General features: G+C 59.9%; 8 protein-coding genes. 6 read left to right on the top strand and 2 right to left on the bottom strand.

Features of this window, described 5'->3' with window-relative positions:
* The first annotated feature begins 403 nt into the window (after positions 1-403).
* The 5 genes from ABF757_RS11835 to ABF757_RS11815 are packed head-to-tail and all read left to right on the top strand — an operon-like array spanning position 404 to position 9133.
* Entirely contained in the window at positions 404-2098 is a 1695-nt protein-coding gene (locus tag ABF757_RS11835; protein WP_415482529.1) for an NAD(P)-binding protein, read from the top strand.
* An 11-nt stretch (positions 2099-2109) separates the two neighbouring features.
* Positions 2110-5832, top strand: coding sequence for a pyruvate:ferredoxin (flavodoxin) oxidoreductase (nifJ, locus tag ABF757_RS11830; RefSeq protein ID WP_415482528.1), 3723 nt, complete (start codon positions 2110-2112; stop codon positions 5830-5832).
* Between the two features lie 14 nt (positions 5833-5846).
* Positions 5847-6860 (top strand): dihydroorotate dehydrogenase-like protein, encoded by a 1014-nt coding sequence (locus tag ABF757_RS11825; RefSeq protein WP_415482527.1) that lies wholly within the window; start codon positions 5847-5849, stop codon positions 6858-6860.
* A 12-nt stretch (positions 6861-6872) separates the two neighbouring features.
* Positions 6873-7874 carry a bifunctional enoyl-CoA hydratase/phosphate acetyltransferase gene (locus tag ABF757_RS11820; RefSeq protein WP_025860322.1) on the top strand — a complete coding sequence of 334 codons (1002 nt, stop codon included), beginning with the start codon at positions 6873-6875 and terminating at the stop codon, positions 7872-7874.
* A gap of 41 nt (positions 7875-7915) precedes the next feature.
* Positions 7916-9133 carry an acetate/propionate family kinase gene (locus tag ABF757_RS11815; RefSeq protein WP_415482525.1) on the top strand — a complete coding sequence of 406 codons (1218 nt, stop codon included), beginning with the start codon at positions 7916-7918 and terminating at the stop codon, positions 9131-9133.
* 143 nt (positions 9134-9276) lie between these two features.
* Here ABF757_RS11815 and ABF757_RS11810 read toward each other — a convergent pair whose 3' ends face one another.
* A complete protein-coding gene (locus ABF757_RS11810; protein WP_415482524.1) occupies positions 9277-9978 on the bottom strand; it encodes a pirin family protein in 702 nt (233 codons plus the stop codon).
* Positions 9979-10145: 167 nt separating this feature from the next.
* On the opposite strand from ABF757_RS11810, the gene ABF757_RS11805 reads away from it, so the two are divergent.
* A complete protein-coding gene (locus ABF757_RS11805) occupies positions 10146-11099 on the top strand; it encodes a LysR family transcriptional regulator (RefSeq protein ID WP_415482522.1) in 954 nt (317 codons plus the stop codon).
* A 233-nt stretch (positions 11100-11332) separates the two neighbouring features.
* Here ABF757_RS11805 and ABF757_RS11800 read toward each other — a convergent pair whose 3' ends face one another.
* Positions 11333-11647 (bottom strand): hypothetical protein, encoded by a 315-nt coding sequence (locus ABF757_RS11800; protein WP_415482521.1) that lies wholly within the window; start codon positions 11645-11647, stop codon positions 11333-11335.
* Positions 11648-11973: the final 326 nt, after the last annotated feature.

The raw sequence follows: 11973 nt of genomic DNA, 5'->3' as shown, positions 1-11973 counted from the left end.
CCCCCCCACCACCGCAATGCGGATAACGGCCCTTTTCACAACGCGCTCTCGGTAGAGGGGAAAAGAAAGGCCGTGCGGCGGGGGAGATGGGTCATTCTGCGTCTTTCCGGTGTCGTGATGGCGGAACAGCGTAGGTCTTTGCCTGACAGGAGCCTGTATCAGGGCCCATAACAGGCGGAGGGGGCGGTTAGCATATTCGTGATACCTATGTCAAAAATATATAACAGACGTTTAAAGCTAATTAATATAGTATTGGAAAGTAGTTTTCTGTGTTTTGTTATCGTTATGGTAACCTTTTACTCATGATCTGGATCATTGAGCGGGAAAAATTTTTGACGTAAGTGTCGAGAAATTAACGCATGCCGCTTACAATCCACAGGAACGTAAGGGCGGGGGAGCGCATATGTCGTTGAAACTTCACGATCTTGGCCAGATCATGCAGGAAACCACACGGCGTGGCGTTGGTAGCCGCCGCTGGCAGCATCCCGCCTATGTGTCGTTCATGCCGCCGTGCAACAATGCCTGTCCGGCGGGCGAGAACATTCAGGGCTGGCTGGCGCTGGCCCAGTCAGGCGAATACGAAGCCGCATGGCGGCTGCTGACACAGGAAAACCCGCTGCCCGCCACGCATGGCCGCGCGTGCTACCACCCGTGCGAGACGGCCTGCAACCGTGGCGAACTCGATGAGCCCGTGGCCGTGCATGCGGTAGAGCGGTTTTTGGGCGATCTGGCGGTGGAAAAAGGCTGGGTGGTGGCGTGCAGCCCCCCCAGCGGCAAAAAAATTCTGGTGGTGGGGGCAGGGCCCGCGGGCATTGCCTGCGCCTATCATCTGGCGCGCAAAGGCCATGCGGTGGAAATCCGCGATGCGTCGGAGGAGCCCGGCGGCATGATGGCTCATGGCATTCCCGCCTACCGGCTGGCGCGCGAGACCCTGCGGGCGGAGCTGTCGCGCGTGCTGGCCATGCCGGGGGTAACCCTGCGCAGCAATACCCGCGTGCGCGATGTGGCGCAGGCTATGGCGGAAGGCGGGTTTGATGCTGCTTTTGTGGCTGTCGGGGCCTCGGTTGCCAATCATCTGGATGTGCCGGTCGAGGATGGGCACAGGCTGCTGAACGCCATTGATCTGTTGCACGATGTCAGTTCGGGCGCGCGCCCCCTGATGGGCCGGGTTGTGGCGGTGATTGGTGGTGGCAACGTGGCCATGGATGCCGCCCGCACGGCCCGGCGGCTGGGTGCGCGCGAGACGGTGCTGGTGTTCCGCTATGACGCCGCCCATATGGAAGCCCTGCCAGCAGAAGCGGCGGAAGCCCGCGTGGAAGGCACGAAAATCCGCTGGCTCAGTGTTGCGGAGCATTTCGGCGCAGATGGGCTGACGGTCGAAAAAGTCGTGATGAACCCGGATGGTTCCGTAACCCCCACGGGTGTTACGGAGCAGGTTGCGGCAGATGCCGTCATTATGGCGGTGGGCCAGCATGCGGATCTTTCCCTGTTATCCGCCCTGCCGGATGTGGCGATAGCCAAGGACGATACGGTGGTGGTCAACGGGCATTTCATGACCGGGCATGCCGGTATTTTCGCTGGTGGAGACTGCATCGGCGGTGCACGTACCATGACAGCGGCCACCGGCCACGGCAAACGGGCAGCCCGCGAAATTGATGCGTATCTGCATGGTCAGGCATGGGAGCATCCGCCCACACCACCGCTGGTGACATTCGAGATGCTGCATCTGCCTGATTACATGGATGCCACCCGCACCCCTCAGCCCGAACAGCCCCTTGCCGCCCGTACGGATTTTAGCGAGGTGGTGGCCGGGCTTGACGCACCACAGGCGCGGCGCGAGGCTGCGCGCTGCCTGTCCTGTGGAAACTGTTATGAGTGCGACAACTGTTTTGCCGCCTGTCCCGAGCAGGCGATTACGCGCCGGGGGCCGGGGCGGGGGTACGAGGTATCGCTTGATCTGTGCTCGGGCTGTGCGGCCTGCGCGGAACAATGCCCGTGCCACGCCATAGACATGGTGGCCGAACCGCAGAACCAGCCCGCGCCTGTGGGCAGTCTGGGCGAGCCACTGGCTCCTGCACGTTTCAGGGTCAGGGCATGATGGGGGGCGGGATGATGAACACCAACACCACACAGGCAGGCTCGCTCCCTAGTGCGGCTTCCGCTGCTTCACCCCCCCCCGGCTCAACGCAGCCCAGTGCCGCCGATAACGCGGCAGCTCCTACCAGTGCTACGGATGCACAGGCCGAAACCGGCACAACCACCACCATCGACGGCAATACGGCTGTGGCCCATATCGCCTACAGGGTGAACGAGGTCTGCGCGATTTTTCCCATTACCCCGTCTTCTCCCATGGCGGAACTGGCGGATGTGTGGGCGGCGCAGGGCATTGCTAATCTATGGGGGGCGGTGCCGGTCGTGCAGGAAATGCAGGCCGAAGGCGGGGCGGCGGGCTGCGTGCATGGGGCGGTGCAAAGCGGTGCGCTGACAACCACCTTCACCGCATCGCAGGGGCTCATGCTTATGATCCCTAACATGTACAAGATCGCGGGGGAACTCACCTCCACCGTCTTTCATGTAGCGGCGCGCGCGCTGGCGGCAGGGGCTTCCTCCATTTTTGGCGATCATCAGGATATCATGGCCGTGCGCCAGACAGGCTTTGCCCTGCTGGGTGCCTCCAGCGTGCAGGAAGGGCATGACCTTGCCGTTATCGCACAGGCAGCCACCCTGCGCGCCCGTGTGCCTTTTATCCATTTTACCGATGGTTTTCGCACATCGCACGAATACAACACGCTCTCCATCCTGCCGGATGCGACAATCCGCGCCATGATCGACGATGAGCTTGTTTATGCCCACCGTGCCCGCGCTCTCAGCCCGGATCATCCGTTCATTCGGGGAACATGGCAGAACCCCGATACGTATTTCCAAACCCGCGAGGCTGTCAGCCCCTATTACGCCAAGGCTCCCGCCATTGTGCAGGAGGCCATGGACCGTTTTGCGGGCCTGACCGGGCGGCAGTACAGCCTGTTCCGCTACGATGGCCCGCAGGATGCCGAGCATGTTGTGGTGTCCATGGGCTCGGGGGCGGAGGTCGTGCGCGAAACCGCCCTGTGGCTGAACGCGCAGGGCAAGGCGGATCAGCCCCGGCTGGGGGCGTTGCAGGTGCTGCTGTACCGTCCGTTCTCGGCGGAGCATTTTCTGGCGGCCCTGCCCCCCGGTGTAAAGGCCATAGCTGTTCTGGACCGCACCAAGGAGCCGGGAGCCCCAGCAGAACCGCTGCTGGCCGATGTGCTGAGCGTGCTGGCCGAAGCCGTGGCCGATGGCAGGCTGGAGCGCATGCCGCGCGTGATCGGTGGCCGGTATGGGCTGTCCTCGCGCGATTTCCACCCCGGTATGGCGCGCGCGGTGTTTGATGAGCTGGCCCGCCCCAAACCGCGCAACCACTTTACCGTGGGGTTGGTGGATGATGTGTCACATTCCAGCCTCGATTATGACGACACGCTGGATATCGAGCCCGCAGGCACGACACGCTGCCTGTTTTTCGGTCTGGGTGCGGATGGCACGGTGGGGGCCAACAAGAACAGCGTGGAAATTCTGGGCAACCAGCCCGGCCGCTACGCGCAGGCTTATTTTGATTACGACTCTCATAAATCCGGGGCGGAAACCGCATCGCATCTGCGGTTTGGCGCGGCCCCCATCCGCGCGCCCTATCTGGTGCGGCATGCCGATTTCGTGGCCTGCCACAAGTTCGAATTCCTGTTCCGGCGCGATGTGCTGGGGGCTGCGAAGGAAGGCGGTATTTTCCTGCTCAATAGCCCCTACGGCCCCGATGAGGTCTGGGACCGCCTGCCACGCCGCGTGCAGGAGCAGATCATAACCCGCAGGCTATCGTTTTACGTGATCGATGCCTCAGCCGTGGCGCAGCGCGTGGGGCTTGGCCCACGGGTCAACACCATTCTGCAAACCTGCTTTTTCCATCTCTCCAATGTGCTGCCAGCGGATGAGGCCATCCGCCAGATCAAGGCGTTTATCCAGAAATCCTACGGCGATAAGGGCCCGCGCATTGTCGAACTGAACAACGCGGCGGTGGATGCCGCACTGGCCGCACTGCATGCCGTGTCGGTGCCTGCGCAGGCAACCGGCACCGTGGCCATGCCTCCAGTCGTGCCAGCAGATGCCCCGGCTTTCGTGCGCGAGGTTACGGGCGAGATCATGGCCGGGCGGGGGGATATGATTCCCGTCAGCCGCATGCCGGTGGATGGAACATTCCCCGGTGGCACCACGCAGTATGAAAAACGCAATATCGCGCTGGAGGTGCCGCTCTGGGACCCCGAAACCTGTATCCAGTGTGGCCAGTGCAGCATTGTCTGCCCGCATAGCGTTATTCGCGCCAAAACCTATGAGGCCGCCCTGCTTGAAAACGCGCCGGGCAGTTTCAAGTCAGCCCCGGTCAATGCACGAGGCTACCCGGATTCCCTGTTTACCCTGCAATTCTATGTGGAAGACTGCACGGGTTGTGGGGTGTGTGTGGAAAACTGCCCCGCTATTGCACAGGATGGGCAGACCCGTGCCATCAATATGGGTGAAAAACTGCCTATCTTGCAAACAGAACGAGAAAATATACAGTTTTTTGAAACCATTCCTCAGATGGATCGCCGCCGGGTCAATGCGGCCAATGTGCGCGGCGTGCAGTTTCTTGAACCCCTGTTCGAGTTCAGCGGGGCCTGCGGCGGTTGTGGCGAGGCCCCCTATCTCAAGCTGATTTCGCAGCTTTTTGGCGATCGGCTACAAATTGCCAATGCCACGGGGTGTTCTTCCATTTTCGCGGGCAATACTCCTGCCCATCCGTGGAAAGCTAATGCGCAGGGGCGCGGGGTAGCGTGGTCTAATTCCTTGTTTGAGGATAATGCCGAGTTCGGTCTGGGCTTTCGCCTCGCCATAGACCAGCAGACCGAACTGGCGCATGCACTCTCACGCAAACTGGCCGACAGAATAGGTCAGGATCTGGTTTCTGCCCTGCTGGATGCGCCACAGCGCACGGAATCAGAGTTCGATCTCCAGCGCGCCCGCGTGGCGGCTCTGAAGGAAAAACTGACAGGCTCCACCGATGCCGAGGCGAAAATGCTGCTCAGTGTAGCGGATTGTTTCGTCAAGCGCTCCGTCTGGATCGTGGGGGGAGATGGCTGGGCGTATGATATTGACTATGGTGGGCTTGATCATGTTCTGGCGCAGGGGCGCAATGTCAATGTGCTGGTGCTGGATACGGAGGTGTATTCTAACACCGGCGGGCAGTCCTCCAAGGCGACACCCATAGGAGCATCCGCCAAGTTTGCGGCGGCGGGCAAAAAGGTGCCGCGCAAGGACTTGGCCATGCAGGCCATTGCCTATGGCTATGTTTATGTCGCGCAGATTGCCATGGGGGCCAATGCCGAGCAGGCGCTGATCGCCCTGCGCGAGGCCGAGGCCTATGATGGGCCTTCTATCGTGCTGGCGTATTCGCAGTGCATCGCACATGGGATCGATATGCGCACGGGCATGAAGCAGGCCGCCCGTGCGGTGGCCTCTGGCTACTGGCCGCTCTTTCGTTTTGACCCGACCATGCGGCGTGCAGGGCTCAACCCCTTCCGGCTGGATTCCACCCGCCCGCGTATTACGCTGGAAGACTATGCCTATCGCGAACTGCGCTACAAGACACTGGAGCGCACAAACCCCGAAAACGCCGCCCACCTTATGCATCAGGCGCAGGCCGCGGCCGATGAACGCTACCGCATGTATGAGGATCTGGCCGCGCGCGATGGCAGCCGCTTCCTGCCCCATTGGGAGGACGTGACATGAAAGGGGATGCGGGTATGAGCCTTGCAACAGCCTATCTGGGCCTGACACTGCCTCACCCTGTGGTTGCGGCGGCCTCGCCACTCAGCGCGTCGGTAGAGGGTATTGTGCGTCTGGCGGATGCCGGGGCGGCGGCCGTGGTTATGGCCTCGGTTTATGAGGAGCAGATTGCAGCACAGGAACTGGCCGAGGCCGCCTTGTGGTCTGCCGGGCAGGAAAGCCATGCCGAAATGGGGGCGTATTTTGCCCCGCAGGCGCAGGCCCGCGTGCTGGATGGCAGGCTTAATACCCTGCGCCGGGCGGCGGAGCGGGCGGGGGTGCCTGTTATTGCCAGCCTGAACGGCTGCACAGATGAAGGCTGGCTGGATTTTGCCCGCCAGATGGAACAGGCCGGGGCAAGTGCTATCGAGTTGAATTTCTCGCATATTGCCACTGACATTACCCAGAGTGCCCATGCGGTCGAAGCCGAGTATGCGGATGTGGTGCGCCGGGTCTGTGCGGGGGTGGGTATTCCGGTTTCGGTCAAACTGCCCTCGACTTTTACCGCGCCGGGCCATGTGGTACGCTCTCTACTGGATAATGGCGCGGCCGGGGTGGTGCTGTTTAGCCGGTTTTATGGGCCGGGGCTGGATATTGCGGTCATGGAGCCGGATGAACGCCTGTGCCTGAGCACCCCGGCAGAACTGAACCTGACGCTGATGTGGCTGTCCCTGCTTTCCGCCCGGCTTGGTGGCAGTTTTGCCGCAGGCTGCGGTGTATGGAGCGCCGCCGATGTGGTGCGCTGCCTGCTGGCGGGGGCCAGTGTGGTGACAACGGCTTCGGCCCTGCTGGAGCGGGGGCCGGGGCATATCGGCACGCTGGTGGCAGGCCTGCGGGCGTGGATGCACGCACAGGGCCATACCAGCCTTGCGGATTTTCAGGGCCGATGCGCCGCGCGTGGCACGCCAGAGCAGGCTCGCGCGTTTGTGCGGCGCGAATACTACCGGCTGATGACGCTGCCTGTGGAGCGCATGACCGTAACGGGCGCATAAGGGAAAGGGAGCATGATGGGGGTGGATATGCCGCGTGTCTCGTCAGTAAGCGAGGCCATGGAAATCGGTTCCGCCAGAGAGCAGAACCAGCATGCGCTGTTTGCCGACCTTGTGCGCAAGGCGTCCAAACTGGGGCCTGTGCCTTATGCGGCGGTCTGGCCGTGCGAGCAGCACGCCCTGCAAGGTGTGGTGGATGCGGCCGCACGCGGCATACTTACCCCCGTTCTGGTGGGTGATGGCGCGGCCATGGCGGCCCTCGCGCGGGAAAGCGGGCTGGATATCAGCGGGCTGAAGCTGGTGGAAGCCTGCTCCCCGGCGGCGGCGGTGGAGCAGGCCGTAGCCCTTGTCCATACGGGTGAGGTGCACGGGCTGATAAAAGGCAGCCTGCATACGGATATTCTCATGCACGGGGTGGTTGGCCCCCAGAGCGGGCTGCGGACAGAGCGCCGTATGAGCCATATCTTTCTGATAGCCGCCCCCTCTTATGACGGGCTGCTGTTCGTGACCGATGCCGCTATCAATATCGTGCCTGATCTCGAGACCAAGCGCGACATTGTCCAAAATGCCATAGACCTGCATCTGGGCCTTGGGCTGGGCGCACCGCGTGTGGCGATCCTCTCGGCGGTCGAGACGGTCAACCCGAAAATACAGGGCACGCTGGATGCCGCCTGCCTGTGCAAGATGGCCGAGCGGGGGCAGATTACCGGCGGCGTGCTGGACGGGCCACTGGCCATGGATAACGCTGTGGATGGCGAGGCCGCGCGGATCAAGGGGATTGTCTCACCCGTTGCAGGGCGGGCACAGATTCTGGTCACGCCTGATCTGGAAGCAGGCAACATGCTGGCCAAGAACCTTATTTTCATGGCGGGGGCGGAATCCGCCGGTATTGTCATGGGGGCAAAAGTGCCTGTACTGCTCACTAGTCGGGCGGACAGTGTGCAGGCGCGGCTGGCTTCTGCTGCTGTGGGTGCGTTGTATGCGCGTTACCTCAGAACACGGCCTGCCTGTGGCTGATGTTGCGCGGTGCATATGGTTTTTTCTGAAAGACAGAGCGTATGGCTGGTGTAATCCTTGTTTTCAATGTGGGTTCTTCCAGCGTCAAGTTTACGGTGTTCGATGTCGGGGCCGGGATTACGGCACAGGACGCGCCAATACGGCTGGTGCATGGCGAGATTGAAAACCATGCTGATGGGTTCAGCTTTCATGTAAACGACCGCACAGGCACGCGCTGTGTGGATGAGCAGATTACCACCACAGACCCCCACCCGCTCGATCATCTGCTGAAATGGCTTTCCGCCCATGCGGAGGGGCGCAGCCTGCTGGGTGTTGGCCACCGGATTGTCCATGGCGGGCCGGAATTTTCCGCTCCTGTGCGTATTACGCCCGATGTGCTCGACCAGCTTGAGGCACTGACCCCGTTTGCACCGTTGCACCAGCCCGCAACTCTGGCCCCTGCACGGGCCATTGCTGACTACAGGCCCGACCTGCTTCAGGTTGCCTGTTTTGATACGGCATTCCATCAGACCATACCCGAAATGGCGCGCCTGCTGCCGCTGCCCCGCCGTTACGCGCAAAAAGGCGTGCAGCGCTACGGTTTTCACGGGCTCTCCTATACATGGATCGCGGAACGCCTGAAGCTGTGCGACCCAGCCCTGTATGCAGGCCGCACGCTGATAGCCCATCTGGGCAGCGGTGCCAGTCTGTGCGCGTTAAAAGGCGGGAAAAGCCTTGAAACAACGATGGGGTTTTCAGCGCTGGATGGTTTGATGATGGGCACGCGCACAGGCATGATAGACCCCGGTGCGCTGCTTTATATGATGCAGGAGGAAGGTGCAGGCTGGTGCACGCTGGTGGATGTGCTCTACCGCCAGTCCGGCCTGTTGGGGGTTTCGGGCGTTTCGTCCGACATGCGGCTGCTACGCCAGAGGCTGGTGGAGGAAAAAGACCCCGAAATCAGCAAGGCAGTCGCGCAGGCGCTGGACCTTTTCGAATACCGGATTATTGAAGAAACCGGCGCGCTGGCGGCTGTTATGGAAGGGCTGGATGGTCTGGTGTTTACAGCCGGGATTGGTGAGCATGACAGCGCCCTGCGGGCTAATGTTTGTGCAAGGCTGGGCTGGCTGGGTGTAAAGCTGGATGCCAAGGCCAATGCCTGCCATGCCAGTGTTATCAGCACCCCGGACAGTGCCGTGAGGGTGCGGGTTGAACCCACGGATGAGGAAGCCGTTATCATGCGTGATGTTCTAGCGTTTATCACGCAGGCTCCGGCGTAAAGGCGGCACGCAGTGGCCGGGCAGGGTGTCTCGGCCATAAAAGAGTGGTGGTTGTTTTTATCGGGCGCGGCATCGACTGTGCCAGTGTTGAGCGCGCAGGGCCATGGGCCGGGTGTTACCCCGGCCCATGAGCCGCTGGCTGGTTATGGCACGGTATCAACCAGCACCACTTCCGTATCCTCAAGAGCGAGAACAGACAGCACATCCGTTTTGGAAATGGCGGCACCGTCACGCTCGTTCAGGGTTTTGCCTTCGATTTCGACAGACCCCTTAGCCACGACCAGATAGCCCAGCCTGTCAGCACCAAGGTTATAGCTGGTGGTTTCGCCCTTTTTCAGCGTAGCCCCCAGCACGCGGGCATCGGTATTGATGGGGAGCGCGTCATCTGCATCTGGCTGGCCAGATGCCAGAACGACAAACTGCCCGGCCCGGTCGCCCCGTGGGAAAGCTCGAGTGCCCCATGAGGGCGCATGGCCTGCCCGGTCAGGCAGAATCCAGATCTGGAACAGGCGGGTTGTTTCGTCTTCCAGATTGTATTCGCTGTGGCGGATTCCCGTGCCTGCCGACATAACCTGCACATCGCCCGCGCCGGTGCGCCCCCGGTTGCCCAGGCTATCCTCATGCGTAATGGCCCCTTCACGCACATAGGTAATAATTTCCATGTTGTCGTGCGGGTGGGTGCCAAAGCCCGTGCCGGGGGCAATGGCATCATCATTCCATACGCGCAGCGCGCCCCAGTGCATCCGTGCGGGGTCGTAGTAACTGGCGAAGGAAAAATGGTGCCGGGCATCAAGCCAGCCATGATTGGCGTGGCCGAGTTTATCAAAGGGCCTGACTTCAATCATTGTCGTTACTCCACTGTGCAAGGGTGCTGGTTCATGTGGACACGGTAACGGAGGGGGCGGCCATCAGTATATGGCAATCATGGAAAGGTATCGTTTCCGTTTGTTGGTTGTTGGGGCATTTGGCGGTATGGATAGCGGTACGGCTCACGAACGGAGGAGAAAACACCATGCGCCTGCCGGATTTTGAAGCATGGGCCATTTTTGCAAAAGTGGCCGAGTTTGGCTCCTTCGCGCGCGCGGCGGAAGAAATCCAGCTTTCCAAGCCGACGGTTTCAAAAGCGGTCAGCCGCCTTGAGCAGTCGCTCGGCATTGCGCTGTTCAACCGCAATTCGCGCCATATGTCCTTGACAGAAACCGGCCGCGCCCTGCTCGGGCATGCCAACCGCCTGCTGATGGAAGCCGAGGCGGCAGAAACCGAGGCACGGGGCGATATGCGCCGTCCTTCAGGGCGTGTGCGTATTGCAGCCCCCATGACCTTTGGCATACGGCACCTAGCTCCGGTTCTGCCTGCGTTTTTGGAACGCTACCCTGATATAGACCTGACCATAGATTTCAGCGATGCGGTGGTGGACCTTGTGGCAGCTGGGTACGATGTCGCATTACGCATCGCATCACTGGCGGATTCCTCGTTGCGGGCCAGAAAGCTGTGCGACCTGCGCCTGTTGCTGGTTGCAGCGCCCGCATGGCTGGATCGTGTGGGCAGGCCCATCCACCCGCGCGAACTCGAGGCCCATAAGAGCTTTGTTTATACCAACGGCACTGCACCCGGCATGATCCGCTTACGCAAGGACGGGTCGGGTAAGGAATTTGTCCTAAGCCAGACAGCCCGTTTCAAGGCCGATAATGCCGAGGCCTTCCTGCCCGCGCTGGAAGCCGGTCTTGGCTACGGGTTGTTTCCTGAATTTATGGTGTGGGAAGGTTTATATAACAAGCGGCTGGAACGCATTCTGCCAGAATGGGAAGGCCCGCTTATCAGCCTGTATCTTGTAACCCCCGCCAGTTCCGCTCGGCCCACGCGGGTAACCGCACTGCTGGACTATCTGGTCAAGGCGTTCGAACACTCACCATGGGCCGCCCCGTGCGCGGGCCTGCCACCAGAAACTGCTTCCAGCGCAGTTTAGTAAGGCTGGTGCTTTTTAGGATAGAGGGTTTTATATAAAATAGTGTTGAATTGGAAAGAGATTCCCCTAACGGGGTGCGTCACTATATAGCCTTCAGGCTGTAACACGATCAGGTATGTCTTGGAGTAATATGTGCTTCACGAAGGGTAAATTAAGCAGCCTTGCACCGTTGACCCGTTCAGTCAGTTCGAACACCTGTTGCCGCGATAACAGTATATCGTCTTTACTATGCACTACGAGCAGCGGGCATTGGATATTTTTTGCAGATGTGATGCCGTGTTAAATAATTTTCCAAAATATTGTTCGAGATTTTTGGCATTGTGGGTCGAGATTTTGTTCCCAAACATCTCACGCCATTTTTTAAGAGTGATGGTCTGATAAACCTGCCGGGTCGGATCATTTTTCGGTAAAATCATCCTGAAGTTGTCGATAGGGCCGAGGGCAACCCCGATACCAGATCGACCATGCTTGCGTGTATCAAGAGCAATCAGCTTGTACTCTTCTGACAGATACTGCGCGAGAGGAATAAAATCGAGCCGACTTTTCAAACTGCTATCGATTAGTAAAATGACTTTTCCTTTCGAGTTCCCGGATTTAGAGACGAACAAATTTGTATCGCCACAAACATTCAATGGCTTTCATAAGGTCGGTTGCTCTGGATCGTGCAGTGAAAATATCGCGTGTAACACTCTATCCTCAAGGTTTACTAAGCATACTTCAGAAGAAGGCGTTAACGTCGTTCAACATGCCGTTTAGACCAATAAGCGTTTCTGCTATTTTACGTAAGGCGCAGACAGCGGGCGTTCTACTCTTCATCTTAGAGTGCCTTTCGAAACCCCTTGTACTTTGATGAGGGATAGGTGATGGGAGTACA

Origin of the sequence: Acetobacter papayae, from assembly GCF_047721125.1 — a bacterium.
Lineage (GTDB): Bacteria > Pseudomonadota > Alphaproteobacteria > Acetobacterales > Acetobacteraceae > Acetobacter > Acetobacter papayae.
Note: the sequence above shows the minus strand (reverse complement) of the source record. Positions and strands in the feature narration are given on the sequence as shown.

Coding starts and splice junctions, on each gene's coding strand:
- ABF757_RS11805 (WP_415482522.1), top strand. CDS start 10,146: ATGCGCCTGCCGGATTTTGAAGCATGGGCCATTTTTGCAAAAGTGGCC.
- ABF757_RS11835 (WP_415482529.1), top strand. CDS start 404: ATGTCGTTGAAACTTCACGATCTTGGCCAGATCATGCAGGAAACCACA.
- nifJ (WP_415482528.1), top strand. CDS start 2,110: ATGATGAACACCAACACCACACAGGCAGGCTCGCTCCCTAGTGCGGCT.
- ABF757_RS11820 (WP_025860322.1), top strand. CDS start 6,873: ATGATGGGGGTGGATATGCCGCGTGTCTCGTCAGTAAGCGAGGCCATG.
- ABF757_RS11815 (WP_415482525.1), top strand. CDS start 7,916: ATGGCTGGTGTAATCCTTGTTTTCAATGTGGGTTCTTCCAGCGTCAAG.
- ABF757_RS11825 (WP_415482527.1), top strand. CDS start 5,847: ATGAGCCTTGCAACAGCCTATCTGGGCCTGACACTGCCTCACCCTGTG.
- ABF757_RS11810 (WP_415482524.1), bottom strand. CDS start 9,978: ATGATTGAAGTCAGGCCCTTTGATAAACTCGGCCACGCCAATCATGGC.